This window comes from Natrarchaeobius versutus, assembly GCF_041205745.1.
Classification (GTDB): Archaea; Halobacteriota; Halobacteria; order Halobacteriales; family Natrialbaceae; genus Natrarchaeobius; species Natrarchaeobius versutus.
Genome location: NZ_JBGFCC010000002.1, coordinates 181762 through 202033, shown reverse-complemented (window position 1 = coordinate 202033; position 20272 = coordinate 181762). Strand labels below are relative to the sequence as shown.

Annotated in this window: 22 protein-coding genes and 1 tRNA gene; 8 read left to right on the top strand and 15 right to left on the bottom strand. The window is 63.7% G+C overall.

Going from position 1 to position 20272, the window contains the following annotated elements; genetic code table 11:
- Positions 1 to 169: 169 nt before the first annotated feature.
- Positions 170 to 310 carry a hypothetical protein gene (locus AB7C87_RS06315; RefSeq protein ID WP_369728580.1) on the top strand — a complete coding sequence of 47 codons (141 nt, stop codon included), beginning with the start codon at positions 170 to 172 and terminating at the stop codon, positions 308 to 310.
- A 38-nt stretch (positions 311 to 348) separates the two neighbouring features.
- Here AB7C87_RS06315 and lrp read toward each other — a convergent pair whose 3' ends face one another.
- Positions 349 to 810 carry an HTH-type transcriptional regulator Lrp gene (gene lrp / locus AB7C87_RS06310; protein WP_369728579.1) on the bottom strand — a complete coding sequence of 154 codons (462 nt, stop codon included), beginning with the start codon at positions 808 to 810 and terminating at the stop codon, positions 349 to 351.
- Positions 811 to 936: 126 nt separating this feature from the next.
- Here lrp and glnA point away from each other — a divergent pair, with 126 nt between their 5' ends.
- Positions 937 to 2292, top strand: coding sequence for a type I glutamate--ammonia ligase (gene glnA, locus AB7C87_RS06305; RefSeq protein WP_369728578.1), 1356 nt, complete (start codon positions 937 to 939; stop codon positions 2290 to 2292).
- A gap of 108 nt (positions 2293 to 2400) precedes the next feature.
- Here glnA and AB7C87_RS06300 read toward each other — a convergent pair whose 3' ends face one another.
- Together AB7C87_RS06300 and AB7C87_RS06295 are read right to left on the bottom strand one after the other, a co-directional pair.
- Positions 2401 to 3702, bottom strand: a complete 1302-nt coding sequence (locus tag AB7C87_RS06300; protein WP_369728577.1) for a YihY/virulence factor BrkB family protein — start codon at positions 3700 to 3702, stop codon at positions 2401 to 2403.
- Positions 3703 to 3763: 61 nt separating this feature from the next.
- A complete protein-coding gene (locus AB7C87_RS06295; protein ID WP_369728576.1) occupies positions 3764 to 4885 on the bottom strand; it encodes a tRNA (guanine(26)-N(2))-dimethyltransferase in 1122 nt (373 codons plus the stop codon).
- Positions 4886 to 5031: 146 nt separating this feature from the next.
- Between AB7C87_RS06295 and AB7C87_RS06290 the strand changes: the two genes are divergently transcribed.
- A complete protein-coding gene (locus AB7C87_RS06290; RefSeq protein ID WP_369728575.1) occupies positions 5032 to 5388 on the top strand; it encodes a hypothetical protein in 357 nt (118 codons plus the stop codon).
- 57 nt (positions 5389 to 5445) lie between these two features.
- Here AB7C87_RS06290 and AB7C87_RS06285 read toward each other — a convergent pair whose 3' ends face one another.
- The gene (locus AB7C87_RS06285) at positions 5446 to 5856 is read right to left on the bottom strand and encodes a DUF7994 family protein (RefSeq protein WP_369728574.1); all 411 of its coding nucleotides are present in this window, start codon (positions 5854 to 5856) and stop codon (positions 5446 to 5448) included.
- A 150-nt stretch (positions 5857 to 6006) separates the two neighbouring features.
- Complete coding sequence (gene hisH, locus AB7C87_RS06280) at positions 6007 to 6726, bottom strand: imidazole glycerol phosphate synthase subunit HisH (protein WP_369728573.1); 720 nt, start codon at positions 6724 to 6726, stop codon at positions 6007 to 6009.
- Between the two features lie 140 nt (positions 6727 to 6866).
- Between hisH and AB7C87_RS06275 the strand changes: the two genes are divergently transcribed.
- Together AB7C87_RS06275 and AB7C87_RS06270 are read left to right on the top strand one after the other, a co-directional pair.
- Entirely contained in the window at positions 6867 to 7895 is a 1029-nt protein-coding gene (locus AB7C87_RS06275; RefSeq protein WP_369728572.1) for an amidohydrolase family protein, read from the top strand.
- A gap of 105 nt (positions 7896 to 8000) precedes the next feature.
- Positions 8001 to 8483, top strand: coding sequence for a universal stress protein (locus tag AB7C87_RS06270; RefSeq protein ID WP_369728571.1), 483 nt, complete (start codon positions 8001 to 8003; stop codon positions 8481 to 8483).
- A 239-nt stretch (positions 8484 to 8722) separates the two neighbouring features.
- On the opposite strand, the gene AB7C87_RS06265 is transcribed toward AB7C87_RS06270, so the two are convergent.
- From AB7C87_RS06265 to AB7C87_RS06255, 3 genes are all read right to left on the bottom strand, one after another.
- Positions 8723 to 9532 carry an alpha/beta fold hydrolase gene (locus tag AB7C87_RS06265; RefSeq protein WP_369728570.1) on the bottom strand — a complete coding sequence of 270 codons (810 nt, stop codon included), beginning with the start codon at positions 9530 to 9532 and terminating at the stop codon, positions 8723 to 8725.
- Positions 9533 to 10226: 694 nt separating this feature from the next.
- Positions 10227 to 11165, bottom strand: coding sequence for a biotin--[acetyl-CoA-carboxylase] ligase (locus tag AB7C87_RS06260; protein WP_369728569.1), 939 nt, complete (start codon positions 11163 to 11165; stop codon positions 10227 to 10229).
- Positions 11166 to 11342: 177 nt separating this feature from the next.
- Entirely contained in the window at positions 11343 to 12479 is a 1137-nt protein-coding gene (locus tag AB7C87_RS06255; protein WP_369728568.1) for an MFS transporter, read from the bottom strand.
- Positions 12480 to 12894: 415 nt separating this feature from the next.
- Here AB7C87_RS06255 and AB7C87_RS06250 point away from each other — a divergent pair, with 415 nt between their 5' ends.
- Positions 12895 to 13440: a GreA/GreB family elongation factor gene (locus AB7C87_RS06250; RefSeq protein ID WP_369728567.1), complete on the top strand. Its 546-nt coding sequence runs from the start codon at positions 12895 to 12897 to the stop codon at positions 13438 to 13440.
- A gap of 292 nt (positions 13441 to 13732) precedes the next feature.
- Here the strand turns inward: AB7C87_RS06250 and AB7C87_RS06245 are convergent.
- The 6 genes from AB7C87_RS06245 to AB7C87_RS06220 form a co-directional block, all read right to left on the bottom strand.
- Positions 13733 to 13813: transfer RNA gene (locus AB7C87_RS06245), tRNA-Ser, on the bottom strand.
- A 27-nt stretch (positions 13814 to 13840) separates the two neighbouring features.
- Positions 13841 to 14113, bottom strand: coding sequence for a DUF7981 family protein (locus AB7C87_RS06240; protein ID WP_502260028.1), 273 nt, complete (start codon positions 14111 to 14113; stop codon positions 13841 to 13843).
- A 130-nt stretch (positions 14114 to 14243) separates the two neighbouring features.
- Positions 14244 to 14624, bottom strand: a complete 381-nt coding sequence (locus AB7C87_RS06235) for a Rid family detoxifying hydrolase (protein WP_369728566.1) — start codon at positions 14622 to 14624, stop codon at positions 14244 to 14246.
- A 79-nt stretch (positions 14625 to 14703) separates the two neighbouring features.
- Entirely contained in the window at positions 14704 to 16341 is a 1638-nt protein-coding gene (locus tag AB7C87_RS06230; RefSeq protein WP_369728565.1) for a bifunctional N(6)-L-threonylcarbamoyladenine synthase/serine/threonine protein kinase, read from the bottom strand.
- 24 nt (positions 16342 to 16365) lie between these two features.
- Positions 16366 to 16500, bottom strand: coding sequence for a 30S ribosomal protein S27ae (locus tag AB7C87_RS06225; protein ID WP_369728564.1), 135 nt, complete (start codon positions 16498 to 16500; stop codon positions 16366 to 16368).
- Positions 16501 to 16818: a 30S ribosomal protein S24e gene (locus AB7C87_RS06220; RefSeq protein ID WP_369728563.1), complete on the bottom strand. Its 318-nt coding sequence runs from the start codon at positions 16816 to 16818 to the stop codon at positions 16501 to 16503.
- A gap of 178 nt (positions 16819 to 16996) precedes the next feature.
- Between AB7C87_RS06220 and AB7C87_RS06215 the strand changes: the two genes are divergently transcribed.
- The gene (locus AB7C87_RS06215; protein WP_369728562.1) at positions 16997 to 18250 is read left to right on the top strand and encodes an outer membrane protein assembly factor BamB family protein; all 1254 of its coding nucleotides are present in this window, start codon (positions 16997 to 16999) and stop codon (positions 18248 to 18250) included.
- 2 nt (positions 18251 to 18252) lie between these two features.
- The gene (locus AB7C87_RS06210) at positions 18253 to 19173 is read left to right on the top strand and encodes a hypothetical protein (protein ID WP_369728561.1); all 921 of its coding nucleotides are present in this window, start codon (positions 18253 to 18255) and stop codon (positions 19171 to 19173) included.
- A 58-nt stretch (positions 19174 to 19231) separates the two neighbouring features.
- Here AB7C87_RS06210 and AB7C87_RS06205 read toward each other — a convergent pair whose 3' ends face one another.
- Positions 19232 to 20239 (bottom strand): beta propeller repeat protein, encoded by a 1008-nt coding sequence (locus AB7C87_RS06205; RefSeq protein ID WP_369728560.1) that lies wholly within the window; start codon positions 20237 to 20239, stop codon positions 19232 to 19234.
- Positions 20240 to 20272: the final 33 nt, after the last annotated feature.

Sequence of the window (20272 nt, the reverse complement as noted above, 5' to 3'; positions counted from 1 at the left end):
AACCAACGCTCTCGTCTCCGAGCGGGTTCGAGTCCGTACGAACACCTCGAGAGTAGCCGGCGCGCGCTCGAGAAACGAGGGCGATTGAACTGGCGTCTCGATCCCACCTCACTCGCCGTCCGGACAACGCGCGTACAAAAGCTATCCGTCTCGATAGCGTATACCGAGTATGGCATACAGAACGACGATCGGCTGGTCGCTGTTCACCTCGGGTCTCGTCACGCTCTTTTTGAAGATCCTGCCCGGCGACTCGCTGTGGTGGGGATTCCTGTTGCTCGCTCTCGGGGTCTTCGTGTTGTACGTGCGGTAAGTGTCGGGTCGCTCGAGGCGACTCCGGGAGAGCGCCGATCAGGCGTCGCCGACGTCGAGTTCGAACTGCTCGTTCTCGGAGACGGCGTTCAACACGACGCTGGTGTTCGACGCTTTGATGTCCGGGTCGGTGAGAAGCGTCTTGATCTGGTCGTTCATTCCGTCGGTGTCTTTGAACTTGCCGATGGCGATCACGTCGTAGTCGCCGGTGACTTCGTAGACGCTAATCATCTGGCGGTGGTCACGAAGCGTGTCGGTGATGTCCGGCAACGCGTTCCCCTCGACTTGAAGCTGGATGACGGCGGTGACGTCGTAGCCGACGGCGTCGTAATCCAACCGGGGGGTGTAGCCTTCGATTACACCCTCGTCCTCGAGGTCGGAGAGGTGATTCGAGACGGTCGTCACGGAGACGTCGAGTTCTTCGGCCAGACTCCTGAGACTCGCTCGCCCGTCTCCGAGAAGTGCATTCACTAGTTTTGCATCGAGATTTTCGTACGTCATCACGTGTACCCTCTCACTCAGCCCTTTAGAAATTTACGAATATACAATTTCGCAGGAGTCAGAGAAGATTTGCTCGGATCAGCAGTGTTTTAGTAGGGGAGATTCTTGGATAGCACGACCAGAAAGATGACAAGCGGAAACATCAGCGACACCGAACAGGCGGTGCTCGACGAAATCGAAGAGAACGACGTCGACTTCCTCCGTCTGCAGTTTACCGATATTCTCGGAACGGTCAAGAACGTTTCAGTCCCGGCACGCCAGGCCGAGAAGGCGTTTTCCGAGGGAATCTACTTCGACGGCTCCTCGATCGAAGGCTTCGTCCGCATTCAGGAATCGGACATGCGACTCGTCCCCGACCCGGAGACGTTCGCGATCCTCCCCTGGAGGCAGAAAGAAGACAGCGCCGCCGGTCGGATGATCTGTGACGTCTACGACACCTATACGGGCGACCCGTTCGAGGGCGACCCACGCCGCGTCCTGAAAAACGCCATCGACCGCGCCGAGGAGATGGGCTACGATGTCAACGCCGCGCCAGAACCCGAGTTCTTCCTCTTCGAGGAGGACGAGGACGGCTACGCGACGACCGAAACCGGAGACCACGGCGGCTACTTCGACGTCGCACCGAAGGACCTCGCAAGCGACGTCCGCCGGGACATCATCTACGGCCTCGAGGAGATGGACTTCGAGATCGAAGCCAGCCACCACGAGGTCGCCCGCGGCCAGCACGAGATCAACTTCGAGTACGACGATGCGCTCTCGACGGCCGACAACGTCGCGACGTTCCGCACGGTCGTCCGCGCGATCGCCGCCCAACACGACCTGCACGCGACGTTCATGCCCAAACCGATTCCGAAGATCAACGGTTCGGGCATGCACACGCACCTCTCGCTGTTCACCGAGGACGGCGAGAACGCGTTCCACGACGAGAACGACGAGTTCAACCTCTCGGATACCGCACACTCGTTCCTCGCGGGCATCTTGGAGCACGCGCCGGCGATCACCGCCGTCGCGGACCCAACAGTCAACAGCTACAAACGCCTCGTCCCCGGCTACGAAGCGCCCGTCTACGTCGCCTGGTCCGACCGCAACCGCTCGGCGCTGATCCGCAAGCCCGCCGCGCGCGTTCCCGCGGCCTCGCGCATCGAAGCCCGCTTCCCCGACCCGTCCTGTAACCCGTACCTCGCGCTCGCCGCGCTCATCCACGCCGGTCTCGAGGGCATCGAGCAGGATCTCGAGTGTCCCGACCCGGTCCGCGAAAATATCTACGAGTTCGACGAGGCCAAACGCGAGGAGTACGGCATCGAGACGCTCCCGTCGAACCTCGGCGAGGCCGTCGACGCCCTAGAGGAGGACGAGGTCATCCTCGACGCCCTCGGCGAGCACGTCGGTCCAAAGTTCATCGAGGCGAAATCTCAGGAGTTCGAGGAGTACCTCGTCGACGTCTCTCAGTGGGAGATCGACCGCTACCTCGAGACGTTCTAGACGCAGTCTTCTCGGTTGGCATCCGTTTTTTCGGTCGGCTCGGAACCAGCAGCCGACGGCTTCGTCACGCGTACTCGAGGCGGTTCGTTCGGTAGAACGTAGTCGTACTCAGGATCGCCGGTCGCCGATCAGATCGCGAATCCGTCCGGGAACGTCCAGCAGTGCAATTCCGGCGCCGAACAGCAACATCAGAACGTAGACGCCGAGCGTCGACGTCCAGACGACGAACATCGCGAGGATCGCCCAAATGCCTTCGAGATAGTAGAACGCGCCGAGTGCCAGTACGGTTCCGTACAACAGGACGATGTACGGCCCCCAGTCGCGGGCGTGCCCGCGGCGGATCCGCCGTCGGACGTAACGCTTGAGGTCGCCCTCGAGGGAGTCACGCTGGACCGTTCGTCGTTCGACGTTGTCCTCGAACGTCTCGACGCGATCCCGGAGTCGCTCGATCTCCTCCCGGAGCGCTTCGGGGTCGTCAGATCGGTCCCGCGTCCGCTCGCTCGAGCGTGCACTCGCCGGTTCGTCGGCGCTCGAGCGCTCCTGCGTGCCCCCCTCGTCGGCACCAGTGTCGTCGTCGGTCATCGCTTCTGTCTGAACCTGTCGAGGGCCGGGACTTTGTAGCTGCCGATCCAGTTCACGGTCGGCAAGGACGGCGTTGAGCACCGCGCCGAAGATGAGGATGATCGCGCCGACGTACAGCCAGACGAGAACGAGAAAGACGGCTCCCAGCGCGCCGTAGATCACGTACTGGGTCGCGAAGGTCGTATAGAGCGAGAACGCCCGGCTGAGGACGAGCCAACCGATCGCGGCCAGGACCGTTCCCGGCAACGCCTCCGCGACGCCGACGTCGGCGTCCGGGAAGATAACGTACAGCGGGAGAAAGGTCACGACCAGCCCAACCACCACGAGAAGCGGTCCGAGTGGCCCGAATCCGATCACGGGCAGGAATCGAACGATCGCCTCGAAGACGGCGATAATCGACAGACCGAACGCGATGACGAGAAAGACGATCGTCGCGTCCCAAAACGTATCGAGCAACGACTTCGTCCCCGCGGTTCCGTAGACGCGCGAGAACGCGCGATCGAGCCCCCGAAGAACGCGACTCGAGCCCCAGAGGAGCCCGAGTGCGCCGACGATGGTCGCGCTCTGTCGACTCGTCTCGTCGAGAACCGTCTCCGCGAGCAACTGTTGTGCCGCGGGCGTCAGTACGTCGCTTGCGGCCGCGGTCAGCTGATTTGCGAGCGTTTCGCCGCCGATCGACGCCGCGATTCCAAGCGCGAGCAACATGAGCGGAACGAGCGAGAGAAAGCCGTAGAAGGCGACGCCGGCCGCCAACAGCGTCAACTGTTGGGTCTGTGCGACTCTGAGGAGGCGCGTTCCGAACTCGCGTACCTCGTCTAACTCGACCACGGACGACTACACGTGCGGAACGGACAAATAGCGGGTGGCGGTCTCTCACCGAGAGGAGACGTTACTCGAGATTCCGTTCGGTCGCCTCGCGGATCTCGCCGACGTCCGCGTCGGTTTTGAACGTCGTCCCGCCGTAGTGGGCTCTCGAGGCCGCATGTCCCGCCGCCCGCAGGTCGGCGAGGAAGTCGTCCATGGCGTTCGCTGGCAGTCCCCAGTTCTTGCACAGTTTGTGCTGGTCGTAATGTGTGGGGCGGTCGAGTTCGGCCACGAGGTCGTCACAGAGTTCGCGTGCCTTCTCCGCGGTGGCGAACGCGTCCGGGACTTCTTCGCGAACCGCGGCGACGAACTCGTCGTCGCAGTAGGGGCCGAGCCAGAGCGGCCCGGCAACGAGAATCCGGTCGCCACCACACTCGGGACAGGACTCGAGCGGATCTGCGATCATGCCGTACTCTGCTTCGCGGTAGAGACAGTCCTCACAGTGAGAGAGATAACCGAGGTTCTCTATGGCGGCGTCGGCCGCGCTGGCCTTCCGGTCGAGTTCGAGGTAGGTTCGAACGTAGTGGCTGGTCGCGTGGGTGAAGATTGGCTCGACGCCGACGTCGAATCGGGCGGCGCTTCGTGCGAGCGCCGAGAGCAGAATGCGCACGCCCATCTCGGTGTGGTAGTCGGTGTTGCGTGGGACGGCGCTGTAGGATCGGATGCCGCTGTTGAAGTGTGCGCCACACAGCGGCGCGGTATCGGTGGCGGTCACGCAGACGAGGTCCCGACAGCGTGCGAACGCGGCGTCGGCGAACGGCATCGGTGAGCCGAAGGGATCGAGGTCGATCACGTCGAACGCCTCGTCGTGTGCGAGCGCGTTGACGTTGCGGTGTTCGACGCGAGCGTCCGCCGCGAGATCGTTTCGCTCGAGGTTCTCCCGTGCGAGGTCGATCGCGTCGGTCTCGAGGTCACAGCAGGTGACCTCCCAGCCGTCCGCCGCGGCTCGAACGCCGCGGACGCCGCTCGCTGTCATCGCGTCGAGGTAGCTCTCGGCGCGCTCCTCGCGCTCGCGGAACGCTCGCAGTGTCGCGATCGTCAGATCCCGATTCAACTCCTGTCGCGGATTGTAGAAGACCGACTCCTCGACGCCCTCGGTCTGTTCGCTTGGGACCTCGAGTTCGACCCCGCCCTCGGTGACGCGCATACGCCCTCTCGTCGGGCGAGGGCGAAAAACGACGTGATCTGCGGACGATCGAGTCGACGTTTGGCGATGCGACGAACCGACCATCGAGAAGACAAACCGCTGGCGACAACCAAACCGATTTTACAGTTCGGCGCACAGTCACGCACGTGTCAAACGCGAACCCCGTCGAGCGCTGGCAGGCCGACCTCGAGGAGGCCGGCGAGCTGACACCGGAGATCGTCGAGCGCATCTCGACGCTCCACGGCGACCGCGGGGTTCGCGCGATCGAGGCTGTCGGCGAAGGACGCGTCAAAACCTACCGCGATTTCACGATCGTCGTCGGCTACGACGACGAGTACATCGTCGAGGGTGGCGGCTGTACCTGCAAGGACAGCGAGTACAACCTGGATCCCGAAGATCCGACCGAGCTGTGCTGGCACGCCCTCGCGGTGGCGATCGCCCGCCGAGTCGGCCACGTTGACTACCACGATATGTGGTACTCGGACGTCCGCGAACTGTTGTGAGGAGACCGTCTCGAGTAGGGTCTTGGTGCCGGTGAGTCGTCGAACCGGGACGAGCGGTCAGGCCGACGTTTCGACGTCGTTCGTCGGCGCGCCGGCACGGAGGCGATAGACGCCGAACGCGAGAAAGCCGATTCCCGCGACGAACATCATGACGCCGAGAAGCGAGGGCGGCGTCATCTGGGCTAGCCCCGAGACGGCCATGTAGAGCCCGATGCAGACGAACCCGACGCTCTGGAACTGCCACCACTCGAGGGTGATCTCACCGACCGTCGTCCGGCCGACGAGTCCGCCGATCACGAACGCGAGTCCGCCGAGTGCCATCGCGACGCCGCTGACGACGAGTGCGACACCCATCGGCGAGGCGAGATCGGTTCGAATCACCTCGAGACTACCCTGAAACGACCACGCGAAGACGATCAGAAAGAGGAGTCCGATGACGACGCTGATCCGTCGCTGTTGTTGTGACATACGCCGAGGTTGCCCCGGCGGGTCAATAACTGTTGTAGTAACAACTGCGCCGATTAACACCTGATCGCCGGACGAGTCGGCGATCAGGTGGGCAGTGATACAGTCGCGACTATCACTCGAGAGGTCTGTCAGCTCGCACGAAACCGACGTCTAAGCGTCGGCACAGATGTCGACGAAGTTTCGGAGGATTCGTAGTCCGGTCTCGCCGCTTTTCTCGGGGTGAAACTGCGTGCCGAAGACGGTTCCCTCGTCGTTGGCGACGATCGAGGGAAACTCGCGCTCGTAGTCGGTCGTCGTCACCGTGGCGTCCTCGTCGTCCGGAACCGCGTAGTAGGAGTGAACGAAGTAGGCGTACTCGCCATCGACGGATCCGCCACCGACGGATCCGTCTGCTCGTTGGATCTCCGATCCAACGCCGTCGATTCCGTCCACGAGCGGGTGGTCGCGTTCGACCGACAGTTCGTTCCAGCCCATGTGTGGAACCTTTTGGCCCTCCGCGAACCGCACGTTCGTGCCGGGGATCAGATCGAGCCCCTGGACGGCCGACTCGCCCTCGTTTTCCCCCTCCTCGCTCGTCGTCAACAGCATCTGCATTCCCAGACAGATACCGAACAGCGGCGTTCCGCGCTCGGCGACCGCGAGGAGGTCTTCGCGGACGTGGTCTGCGTTCTCGACGCCCTCTCGGAACGCGCCGACGCCGGGGAGGACGACGCCGTCTGCGTCGGCGAACGCGTCCGGGTCGTCGGTGATCTCGACGCTCGCGCCCGCGCGCTCGAGACCGCGGGTGACGCTCCTGAGGTTTCCGAGCCCGTAGTCGACGACGACCACGGAGGCGAGGGTTTCCTCGCTATCGGAGCTGGCGATGCTCATACCGATACTCGACGCGGCGCGGTCAAGTGCGTTACCTTTCGCGCAACGACGGCCGCCCGTGTCCTCCGCCAGCGCGAGGTCGGCGTCTCCCCCTCGAGCGACGTCGAACGGTTGAAGGGGACGACCACGAACTCACTGGTATGGAACTCACGGGAACGATCCTTCGGGGGCGGGAGTTCGAGGCCGTCGAGGGACGGGTCGTCGTCGGCGACGACGGCGAGATCGAGGCGATCGAGGAGGAGTCGGTCGACAGTTCGAACATCGTCCTTCCGGCGTTCGTCAACGCACACACGCACATCGGTGACTCGATCGCGAAGGAAGCGGGACGTGGCCTCTCACTCGAGGAACTGGTCGCCCCACCCGACGGGTTAAAACACCGCCTGCTCCGGGAGGCCGATCGCGCGGAACTCGTCGACGCGATGCGGACGTCGCTTCGATTCATGGAACGGAGCGGAACCGCGGCCTGTCTCGACTTCCGCGAGGGCGACGTCGCGGGCGTCGAGATGCTCCGGGTGGCCGCCGAGGGTCTCGGGATCGACGCGCTGGCGTTCGGTCGCGAGTCGATCGAAGCGATGGAGGCGGGCGACGGCTTCGGCGCGAGTGGCGCGAACGACGCGACGTTCGACCGGGAGCGGGAGGCGACCCGCGAGGCGAACAAACCGTTCGCCATTCACGCGGGCGAGGTCGACGAAACCGATATCGACCCGGCGCTCGACCTCGAGCCCGAGTTTCTCGTCCACGTCGTCCACCCCGAGCCAGCACACCTCGAGCGGATCGCAGAGCAGGGGGTCCCCGTCGTCGTCTGTCCGCGATCGAACCTCGCCACGAACGTCGGACTCTCGCCGTATTCCGAACTCGCAGAGCGGACGACGCTCGCACTCGGGACGGACAACGTGATGTTGAACTCGCCGTCGATGTTCCGAGAGATGGCGGTCCTCTCGAACGTCTCGAATCTCTCGGCACCCGAGATCCTCCGGATGGCGACGATCAACGGTGCGGAGATCGCCGACCTCGAGTACGGCCTCCTCGAGCCCGGCTACGAGGCGCGCCTGCTCGTCCTCGACGGCAGTTCCGACAACCTCGCAGGCGTACGAGACCCAGTTCGGGCCGCCGTCCGGCGGGCGGGCGTCGACGACGTGGTCGACGTCGTGCGTTCCCCGTCGACCTGAGGAACTCGACACCGTTCTATCAGTCACCGTCGGTTCCGTTCGATCGCTCACCGCGCCCACGATAATCTTATTATAGTTCCACGTGTTATGCGAACATATCGCACGATGTACGACTGCATTCTCGTCCCGACCGACGGCTCACCGGAGGTCGAGCGCGCGCTCGAGTACGCCTTCGAGCTCGCGGAGACTCACGACGCGACGATCCGGGCGATCTACGTCGTGAACGCGGCCGGCTACGGGGGGCTCCCGATGGAGACCGCGTGGGAAGGAATCAGCGACGCGCTCCGCGCGGAGGGACGGGCGGCGGTCGACCGCGTCGAAGACCTCGCACCCGAGGGCGTTCGAGTCGAAACGGCCGTCCTCGAGGGGTCGCCGAGTCGCGTCATCATCGACGAGGCGACGCCGGACGTCTGTGACCTCGTCGTGATGGGCACCCACGGTCGCGGCGGCATCGACAGACTCTTACTCGGGAGCGTGACCGAGCGCGTGGTACGAAGCGCGTGCGTTCCCGTCCTCACCGTCAACGTGAACCCAAAGAGCGTCGATGAGAGAGAGGGAGCCGATCAACCACAGGTCGCCGTGGAGTGAGAGAGTCCCAACTGCACCGAGTGACACACTGTTCGCACAGCTCACGAGAATACAAAGACGCTATTCAACAGCGAGGCTTCCTTTCGTTCACGCTGAACTGGTTGATTCAGCCGTTCAGTGAATGTGCATCTCGAACAGTGATGAAAGCGAAGGGAACGGGTCGCGGATTCATTATAGTAGCCACTGCAGGTCTTGCACACCCGATCGCCAGACGGATCGGCGATCAGTGATGAATCGTTTCAGTTGTTGCTATCGTTCGGTATCCGAACAAAACTGAGTACCTCGTCTACAAAGCGGTCTGGTGCGGTGTTCATCGGTTCGTGTTGGTGTCCCTCGAAGGTACTGATCTGGCTGTTGGGGAGTGTACTGTTGGCTGCTTTTATTGCATCCTTGTAGAACGGTGGGCTCTCGCTGCCGGTCATTAGCAAGGCCGGCGTCGTCATCTCCTCAAATCGGGTGGCATCGAACTCATACTCGGCGATCGCTTGCAACTCACGGGACAATGTGTGTGCGGCGTCAACCATATCCTGCCAGATTGGACTGGAGCGAGCGGCATCAAGTTCAGCTGGCGTGAGTCCGCCAACTTCCTGGAGGAAGAACACAAGCACCTGCTCGTTGTGACCGTCATCAAGCAACCGATTCATTTCGGCAATTCCCTCTTCAACACCGAGTTCGTGGTTGCCGACCGTAAGAGGAGGTTCGTTCAGGATGAGCTTACGGAGATTGTCAGTTCGTAGGGATGCCTCCAGCGAATAGAGTGCCCCTCCGGAATGACCAAGCAGGGTCACTGGTTCGTCGATCGAATTGACAACCGCAGCCACGTCCTCGGATTCCCGTTTCAGCTCGTACTCGACAGCATCCCCACTCTCACCGCGGCCACGACGCTCGATCACATAGACCGTACAGTGTTCCGCGAGAGCGGGACGCGCTCCAGCCATATCCCAGAACTTGTGAACGTCGCCATTCCCATGCACGAGCACGAGCGGTGGCCCACTCCCCGTCCGTTGGTACGCGATTGCCGTGCCATCTGCTGATGTGGCTGTTTCCATGCTATCTCTGCCATAATGCTACGCTGGCAAGCTATGTGGTTCTTTCTCACACTCGGCAGTAGATGTAGAGATTGCTATCTGGTTCATCCGTTCTGGCCGCTTCGACTACTCTATTCTTCACGCGGCTCGCGTAAGGTATGCGCTGTGTATTCAGCGCCCCGATATTGTCTGGCTAAATTGACTTCAACAGAGCCACTGTAGTCTGTCTATAGTAACAACTGCAACGATGTACACACTGATCGCCGATCTCACGGGTCACTGGGTTCCCCGCTTGCTATTCCGCGGTTCTCGCTCAGTTCTTGGCTCACGGGTCACGTTCGTTCCCCGTTCGCCGTTCCGCGGTTCTCGCTCATGGTTCGAAAATCGAAGATTTTCGTCATCACGAACGACCAGCGGTCGTTCGAACGACTTCGTTCGCTCACGGGTCACTGGGTTCCCCGTTCGCATTCCCGCGGTTCTCGCTCACTTCGCTCACGGGTCGTCCCTCCCCGTTCGCATTCCCGCGGTTCTCGCTCACTCCGTTCGCTCCGAACCGCGCACGCTCCGAACCGCGCACGCTCCGAACCGCGCTTTTCGTCTGGCGAGCAGGTGTGCAAGATCTGCAGTGGCTACTATAGGGGATATCGTACGTCGATGTACTCCGTCGTGTTCGCTCCCGAGTGAGCAAAGGCGCTGGGTGGGCGACTGACCGAACTCAAACCGGCCGGAGGTGTTCACAATCGCCAGCCGACACCGTTTCTCGGCCGTCTTCGGTCTCGACGACGAGCGCGCCCGACTCGGTGACGTTGACGGCTTCGCCGACCACCTCACCGGCGGGGCGATCGACCCGAACTCGTTGACCGAGCGTCAACGTTAGCTCCCGCCAGGCGGGGACGATTTCGTCGACGGTACCGCGGAGACGATCGAACTCCTCTATCAACCGTTGGACGAATCGACGACGGTCGACGTCGCCGGCTTCCTCCCGAACGCTGGTCGCCTCCTCCGGAAGGACGTCGGCGTCGACGTTCGCGTTGATTCCGATTCCGACGACGAGCCACTCGATACGATCCGTCTCGCCTTCCATCTCCGTAAGGACGCCCGCCAGCTTTCGATAGTCGCCGTCCTCGCCCTCCGGGATCACCACGTCGTTGGGCCACTTGATCCGCGCGTCGACGCCCGCCTCTCGAGCGACGCGTGTCGCCGAGACCGCCGCGGCGAGCGTATAAAGCGGTGCCTGCGACGGCGCGATCGCCGGTCGGGTGACGAGACTCACCCAGACTCCCCCCGGTGGTGACGACCACTCGCGCTCGAGGCGACCCCGGCCGCCGGTCTGCTCGTCCGCGAGGACGGCGAGATTCGTCGCGCCGTCGACCGCCCGCTCACGCGCAAGTTCGTTCGTGTTCGCGACCGAATCGTGGTACTCGACCGAAAACGGCGCCTCGAGTTCGTACTCGATCGCCGGTCCGTTGTAGGCGTCTGCCGACACCAGTTCGTAGCCGCTCGATCCGCTCTCGATCTCGAACTCGGCGTCGCGAAGCCCCTCGATGTGCTTCCAGACGGCGGCCCGAGAGATCTCGAGTTCGTCGGCCAGGTCTGGTCCGGAAACCGGCCCCTCGGCGATCCGCTCGAGGATCGCGCGTCGCGTCTCGTTCATACGTCTCGAGGGATCCGATTCCACTTCAATCGGCTGGATCCTCACGCGAGACGTCCGACTATTGTAGCCACTGCACGTCATCGCACACCTGATCGCCAGATGTGTCGGCGATCAGTCTGTAAATAGTTGCAGTTGTTACTATAGTTGCAGTTGTTACTATATCTCTCGCTCGCCGATTCACTCGAGGCGAATCCGCATGACCAGGACGACGGCGAACAACACCACCGTGAGTCCGGCGGGGATCCACATCGCGACGGCGATGGTCGACACCTCCGCGACGACGCCAACGACGGTCGGGACGATCGCGATTCCGGCGTACGTCGCCGCGGTGGCGAGTGCGCTTACGGGTCCGCTGTACTCCGGGGCGAGTTCGACGCCGTACGCCGACAGCAGGGGAAACAACGAGGACAGCAAGATCCCGGCACAGAAAACTGCCGCGAGCATGCCGACGTGGGTCCATCCGACCGCGACGGCGAACACCGGGATCGCGAGCGCGGTCGTCACCGTCAGCAATCGCAGATACGCTACCGACTCGACTAGCCTCGAGTAGGCGTACCGACCTGGGACGTACGCGAGCAAAAAGGTCGACAGCGCCAGATTGGCGGTCGTTCGATCGAGAAACGTTCCCGCGTAGTACGGCAGCCACGTGAAGATCGTCCCTTCGATACCGCCGACGATCGCCATGCCCAGTAACGTCCCGCGGATTCCCGGCTTCGACAGCAACTGGACCAACGTCTCTCGCTCGAGGCGTCGCTCGTCCCACTCCGACGGCGTCTCGAGCGCCCAGACGGCGGCGACGATCGGGAGGATCGACAGACCGAGAAGGACGTACGTTGCCCGCCAGTCGGCGATCGACAACACGGCGCTTGCGACCACCGGTCCGGCGACGGCACCGACGGCCCACGCGAGCGCGTAGAGGACGAACACACGCCCGAGCCGTTCGGGATAGAGGTGGCTCAAAAGCGGTCGGTCGATCGCCCGAAAGACGCCGGCGGCCGCCCCCTGAACCAGCAAGGCGAGCAAGAACACCGAGTAAGCGGGGGCGGCGGCGATCGCGAACAGCGAGAGCGCCATCGTCGCCGCGCCGAGAGCGAGGACGTAGCGTGCGTTGACCCGTCCTGCGATCAGCCCCACGATCACGATCGCCGCGACGAAACCGACCGTTCCCGCCGGCGCGACCAACCCCAGTAACGACTCCGAAACCCCGAACGTCGATTCGAAGTTCGGGAGCAACGCACCCCGTACCTGCATCGCCATCGCGTCGCCGGCAACGAAACAGAACGCTACCCCCAGCCAGAGTCGTCGTCTCGTCACACCCGTTCGTTCGACTCCGACTATCTATATCTCGCGACTTTCCTCGAGCCGTGACGGCCGGCAGCAGTCGTGGTCGGTCTCGATGAACGCGGCTACTCAGTCGTGACCAAAATCGACCGTCAGTTGCACCGTCCGAGAGGTAGAACCCGAATGGACGGGAATACTCCTCGGCCTCAGGTCCACCCATCCGGATAATCGTAACGTACGCACGTATTTCATCGTAAGCGACGGATCGTCCAGTGCTTGCAGGTGCACGCTCTATAGTCTGGTTCTCGTCTGTGTAGTCTCCGTCGAATAGTCTGTGCGGTAGAAGTGTCGTTAAATTCGGTATCTCACTGATAACAAAACGTGTCGCTGGTGGCGATAACGGTACTCACCAGTTCGACGGCGACACCGTCGCGCTGGAGGGATTCCCATGACAGACGACGATCGAATTTCACGGCGTGCGAGCCTCAAAGGTATCGCAATCAGTGGCACACTCCTCGGTGGTACCGCCTTCGGTGCTATGTCGGCCAGCGCAGGAGAGAAAAAAGGCGAGAAGAAAACGGACGGAAAGAAGAACGGAAAGAACGGAAAGAAGGGGAAGAAAGGCAAGAAAGACGGCAAAGGAAAGAAGGGGAAGAAAGGGAAGAAGGATAAAAAGAAGAAAAAGAAGAAACACGGCAAACACGTGCCGGCCGACGAAGTCGAAGGACGCGTGGCGTTCAACTTCGAGTGTGCGGATCCCCAAAACGACAGAGCGCTGTTCTACATCCACCACGGGTTGGACACCGATCTGACGTTCACGTACAAGATCGCCGGAACCGACAAAAAGGGCAAAATTACGGTTGAAGACGATCTCGCGACGGCCGAGACCTTCTGGGTCAAAGCACCCGACGGTGAAGCGAGGGTCACGGTGTACTACCGCGGAACGCGCGTCGGCGGAGCGACGAGCGATCCATCGGTCGTCTGTGAGGATTAGCAGGCAACCGGTTTCCCGACTGTAACGCACCGAGCGAACCGCTGTCAGTCAATTCCGGCACACCCGAACCTCATTTTCCGGATACGCTGACAGATCGGTGCAGTAACCTGTCTTCTTTATGGGTTCCAAGGCCGCTCGTCGGCATTGAAATTACGCAAACGTCAGGGCTGAGAGTTGAACTACGCGAAGACGTTCTTACTCGTTCACTTCGTTCACTGCGTGAGCTGTGACTTCTCTCCTTCAAATCCATTCGTTGGGTATTTGTCGCTCACGAGTTGTTCGCGACAGAATACGCCAGGACAGGGATTTGAACCCTGAATCCCAAAGGGAACACGCTTTCCAGGCGTGCGCCTTACCGTTCGGCCATCCTGGCTCGTGTGAACCTAACCGCGTCCGTCGTTTAACTCTTACTTTTACCGTCGCCGCCGTGTGAGTCGGTTCCACCCTGCGTCCGCCGTGCGGACCACGCCGCGACTCGGTGTTCGAGGAGGTACGCACAGCCGGCAGTCACGAGACCGACCAGGATCGCCACAGCGGCCCCCTGGACGATGGTCACGAGCGGCGAGACGACGAGCGCGTAGCCCTGGACGAGGGTGAGAAACGCCATGAACCCGACGAGACCCCACAGAAGCGCCGACTTCGTTCGGCGGGAGAGCGCTCGAGGATCGATCACGGGAACACCTCGGTCGGCCGCCGACGGGAACCCGTCGACTCCGGCGACCCCGAACGGACCGTCCGCAGACGTTTTCGGGGCACCCTCGGAACGGAACGCGGCGTTCGGAAACCGGTAACAGCGGCCAGCATCACTCGAGCGAGGCGATTGCCTCGATCTCGACGCCGGCGCCTTTCGGGAGTGCGGCAACCTCGACCGCGCTTCGGGCCGGTGGTTCGTCGTCGAAGTAAGCCGCGTAGGTCTCGTTCATCGCCTCGAAGTCGTCGATGTCGTCGAGCATGACGGTTACTTTGAGAACGTCTTCCGCGCTCGCTCCCGCCTCCTCGAGGACGGCGATCAGGTTGTCGAGTGCCTGTTCCGTTTGGGTTTCGATCGACTCATCCTCGAGGAGGTCTCCGTCGGGGGTAAGGGGGATCTGTCCGGCGGTAAAGAGAAGGGAGTCGTCGGTCGTCGCCTGGCTGTACGCGCCGACGGCCGCCGGTGCGTCTTCGGTCTCGATAATCCGTTTCATGGGAAGTCGAACGGCCCGGTTCGTCTTAAAAGCGGCAGGAAGACGATCGAGCGGTCGGCGTCGCCCGCGGCGGCACGATTTACGGTTCGTCGACGACGTACCGGCCTCGCCCCTCGACGTCTCGCAGGCGCTCGAGCACCCGTTCGTCGCCGGCTTCGCGATACCCTTCGCGGACCGCCTCGCGAAGCGGGGCGGGGCCGTCCGCGGTTCCGACGAGACTCTGGTCGAAGACGTGGACGTCCATCGCGTAGTCTTCGACGTGGTCGGTGTGATAGCCGAGGCCGAAGTCGATGAGATACGTCCGTTCGTCGCTCACTCGGACGTTTCTCGTCGTCGGGTCGCCGTGGACGACGCCCGCTCGATGGAGTGTTGCGAGGTGACGCCCCACGTCTCGAACGCGCGCTTCGGACAGGGCGTCTCGCAGGTCTGCGTCGCCGACGTACTCGAGTTCGAGTCGGGCCTCGAAGGGATCGACGTCCGCCAGCACCGGCGTGGGTACTCCCTCTCGACGAGCGAGACTGGTCAGGCGCGCCTCGAGCGTCGTTCGCTCGCGCCGGAGTCGGTCGTCGAGCTGAGGATGGCGGTAGCTCTTTGGCCGGCGGCGCTTTCGTACGCGGCCGGACTCGGGCTCGAGGTCGACGACCGCTTCGGCGCCGCGGACGCGCCTCTCGCGGTCCGTCTCGGTTCCTGCGAGCGAGGACTCGGCCGTTGGACGCCACGTCACCGGTACCTGGTCAGGTCGGAAGTTCGGGTCGACCCGCGACTCTTCGAGTACGAGGGTGTCGCCGGCTTCGTACATTTTCGCTCCGAGTACGGCGATCATGCCGGCGTTGTCCCGGAGAAATCGGGGTTCGGGGGCGTGAAACTCGGCCCCGCGCTGGTTGCACATCTCGGCGAGCATCTCACGCAGGCGGGCGTTCTGTCCGACGCCACCGCCGAGGACGAGTTCGTCGCTTCCGGTCAGCGAGAGCGCTCGTTCCGAAACCTCCGTAAGCATCCCGAAGACGTTCTCCTGGAGGGAGTAACAGACGTCTTCGACGGGGGTTCCGTTATCGTAGGCCTGCTTCGCGGCGGACATGATCCCCGAGAAGGAGAAGTCCATTCCCTTGACGACGTACGGCAGATCGACGTACTCGCCGTCTTCGGCCGCCGCCTCGACTTTCGGTCCGCCTGGGTGACTCCAGCCGACGTGGCGCGTGAACTTGTCGATCGCGTTGCCGACGCCGGTGTCCATCGTCTCCCCGAGCACGCGGTAGCGGCCGTTGCGATACGCGAGCAGGTGGGCGTTCGCCCCGCTCGCGTTCAGACAGACCGGATCGTCGAAGTCGGCGGTGTGACGGCCGATCTCGAGGTGGGCGACCATGTGGTTGACGCCGACCAGCGGGACCTCGAGGGTCTGGGCGAGCGCCCGCGCCGCGGTTCCGACGATGCGTAGACACGGTCCGAGCCCCGGGCCGCGGGAGAATGCGACGGCGTGAATCGGCGGCGCCGAGTCGGGACCGGCGAACGTCTCTCGAGCGTACTCGAGCGCTCGCTCGACGACGCGGGGGATCGCCTCGTGCATGTGTTCGGCGGCCTCGCGGGGATGAATGCCGCCGCTTTCGGGTTGGTAGGCGTCGGTTTCGATGAAAACGTCGTCGGATTCGGAATCGGAGACGGCCGCGCTGGCGGCCCAGGCGGTGCCTTCGATTCCGAGTACTCGGGTGGCGTCGCTCACGGCTCGAGTCGAGTTACGAGTTCGTTACTCCCACTCGGTGTAGCCACACTTCCCGCAATGTTTGCGGTCCCCGTGGTCGGCCAGGAAGGTGTCGCCACAGCGAGGACACTGCTCGCCTTCGACGCTTCCGTCGTCACCGTAGAGTTCGTGTCGCGCCATTTAGGCCTCCTCCGCTTCGGCGTCGCCCTCGCCGTCGTCGGCGACGATCTTGTTGCGCTCGAGCATGTGATCGCGCTCGACGTCGCGGGCGAAGTCGGCCGTCTCGTAGACTTTGGCCTCGCCGACGGTCTTTCGCATCCCGAACTTCGTGTCGAGTTTGCGGATGACGACCTCCGCGGCATCCTTGTTCAGTTTCGCCGCGAGGCTGTCTCGGACCTGGAGGCGCTCGGGGGTTGCTTCGTCGTGATTGAGCTCGAAGGTCACGTCGGTTCTGTGCAACATGGGATTCTCCTCTTCGGAGATGATGTCGACGTCCATGATATCACTCAGTTACCCTACTATCCCCGTGTAGCGCCTAAAAGGATTTCGAACCGCCGGATCGCACCGGCTCGTCCTCGAGACGGCGGTGGCGGTCGACGCGACCGGGGTGGGTTCTCGGTGCGGGAACCCGGACATATGGAAAAACTTTCACGTCGGCCACGTGAGGTCGAATTCAATGCCCTCCAGACGACGATTGCTCGCGGCGAGTGCAACGGCCCTCGCGGGATCGGTCGGCGGCGCTGGCGTTCTCGCCGTCGGAAGCGGGAATCCGATCCCGGCCTCGCCCGCGAGTGCGACGCAGGCTTCCGGATCCGCCGAACGCGACCTCGAGTGGCCGATGCGCCGTGTCGACGCCGCGGGAACTGGTTACAGCCCAGCGGCGTCGGGGCCAAAAGACGGCGTCCAGCGCAGGTGGAAGCGTGATCCCGACGCCTCGATCCGCGGGACGGCCGCACCGATCCTCGTCGGTGACGCGCTGTACGTCGTCGGCCGACGATCGCTGGTCGCCCTCGAGCGCGAGACTGGCCACACCCGCTTCGTCCGGGACGGGCCGTTCTTCTCGGCGCCGGCGTACGTGGAGACGAGCGCGTACCGGACCGACGCGCTTGCCGTCTCGGGATCCGCCGGTATCTACGGACTCGACGCGGCAGGCGGCTACGACCTCCCGGGACGGGCCGTCGGCCTCGAGCGCTGGCACGCACCGGGCGACCCTCCGAGCGGCTATCTCAGCGCCGAACCGAGGGAACCGTCGCCCGTCGTCGCTGACGGGACGGTGTACGCGACTCTCCCGGAAACGGATCGGATCGCCGCGTTCGACGCCAACAGCGGCGGCCTCGAGTGGGAGTACGCGATCGACGGGCCGTCGCGCAGTTCGGCGAACCGGCCGGCCGTCCGCGACGGGACCGTCTTCGCCTCGAACGCCGGTTTGACTGTCTCGGCCGTCGCGGCCGACACCGGCGAGGAGCGCTGGGCCGTCGAACCCGATCTCGTCGGACCCCTGTCGCCGACCGCGACGAACGACGGCGTGGTCGTCCCCGCGAGCAACGCCGTAGTGGCTCTCGACGCCGACGACGGCGAAACGCTGTGGACGTACGACCACGGCGGAAACACCACGGAGGGGAGCGCGGCCGTCGCCGACGGCCTCGCGTTCGTCACCGACGGGGACGACGAGTTACACGCGATCGACCTCGAGACCGGCGAGGCCGAGTGGACAGTAGAGTACGGCTTCGCGACGAATCCCGTCGTCGCCGACGGCGTCGTCTACGTCTCCTACTTCTGGGCCGGCGAACTGGTCGCGTTCGACCTCGAGACCGGCGAGCGGCGGTGGACGTACGACGAACCGGTCGCGATTTCACAACCGGCGATCGGTGACGGCGTGATCTACGTCGGCGTAGAAGACGGCGTCGTCGCACTCGAGGAGGGATCGTAACGATGGCCGACGATCCATCCGATGGTGACGACCAGTTCGGCGATGACGAGCGATTCGATCGCGACGACCGGTTCGACGATGACGACGAAACTCCGATCGTCCGCGATCCGGGTCGCCCACCAGACAATGGTGGTCCCTCCGCCAGCGGCGGGACCGCTCCCGAACGATCCCGATCGCCGGATACGTTCTCGAGGGGCCTCGAGATGCTTCGAGACGATCCGTGGCTGTTCGTCCCGTTCCTGGTCGCCGGCCTCGTTCTCTCGGCCGTCGACGCGCTTCGGCTGATGGATCCGATTCCCGTCCTCGAGCGTGGCGCGCCCGGAACGGGGAATCTCGACATTCAGATCGAGTTCGTCGGCTACCCGGCGGGGGTACCGCAGACGATGGTTCGATTCGAGTCACTTGTCGGACTCGAGATTCCGTATCTCGTCTGGGGCGCCGGGTTGTACGCCGTCGCTTTGCTCGTCGTCGTCGCCGCAGGCGTTCTCACGATCAATCGTGCGATGGACGGCGAGGCTGGCCTGGCGGGATTCGTCTCGCTTCTCGGGTTCGCGCTGGGAGTCGACCTGGTCAATCGAGGGCTCGGCTCGATCGACCTGCTCCAGGGGATGGGTCTGTTCGGGCTCGTCTGGCTCGCGATCTACCTCTACCTGTTCGTGCGGTTGTTCGCCGTGCCGGGACTCGTCGTCGAGGGCCGCTCGCTCCCCGCGGCACTCGAGGAGAGCTTCGAGCTAACGGCAGGACGCGGCTGGTCCATCTTCGGCCTGATCCTCCTGTTCGGGCTGGGGGCGTGGCTCATCGCGTCCGTTCCCCACGTTGGGACGGTAGCGAGCACCGTCGCCGTCGCACCGGTTCACGCGGCGATCGTCGTCGCGTTCATCGAGGTGGCGCGATCCGAGGCAAACCGGCGAACGACGATATAGCGCCGGACAACCCATACCAGACACCAGCGATTCCATTCTAGGGACGACAGCCCTTCCGCTACGCCGACAGCGCGACCAGCCCGCGCGGCGTCTGTGCCTCGAGTTCCTCGTTCCAATCGATCGCCAGCCGTTGCCACTGGTCGCCGAAGTTCTCGGTGACGAACAGCCCGAGGTTGTTCACGCCGTAGACGACGCCTTCGTCGGTCGCGTCGAAGACGGCGCGGACGACGCCGTCGCCGATCGGCAGTCCGCGGCCGTCGAGGCGTTCCCACGACTCGTTGCCCCGGCGGCGGTAGACGTACGACTCCGCGGATGTTGCAGTATGAGCCGTCGAAGCCCCGCTCGCACTCGAGACCATCACGCCGTCGGGGTCGCCGGGGTCGGTGACGACGCTCCAGCAGTAGCGGTGATCGAGGCCTTCCTGTGGATGTTTCCAGCGTTCGCCGCCGTCCGTCGAGACGGCGAAGCCGTCGCCGGCGGCGCTGTAGACCAGACCCTCTCGGTCGGGATGGGTCGCCAGGCTGTGGTTGTCGCGTCGCGACCCGTTCGGGCGCTCGTGCCAGGTGTCGCCGCCGTCGGTGCTCAACACGAACGCACCCGCCTCGATGCCGACGTAGAGTCTGTCCGGATCGAACGGATCCACCTCGAGCCACCGGACGTGGTGGGTGTGCGGTCGCGGCGGGAAGAACCACTCGTCCTCCGAGGGAAGGTCGGCGATCCCCTCGAGGTGCGTCCAGGAGTCGCCGCCGTCGGTCGAGCGGTAGATGCGACTCGGTTCGGTGCCGGCGTAGACCGTCTCCGGATCGTTCGGATCGATCGCGATCGAGGTGATCATCGCACTTTCCGCCGGTATCTCGAGGGTCTCGAACGTTTCTCCGCCGTCGGTGCTCCGGAACAGGCCGTCCTCGACGGTGCCGACGAAGACGCGCTTGGGAGCTCCGGGCGAGGCGGCGACGCACTCGAGGCTGTGGCCCTCGAGTCGGCGGGTCGTCTCCCAGCGACCGGGGCCAGCGTCGCGTCGACAGACCAGAAGCCGGTCGCGCAGAGCGATGTGTGCGGTGACCATACCGATCCGTACGCTCGCCAGCATCAAAGAATT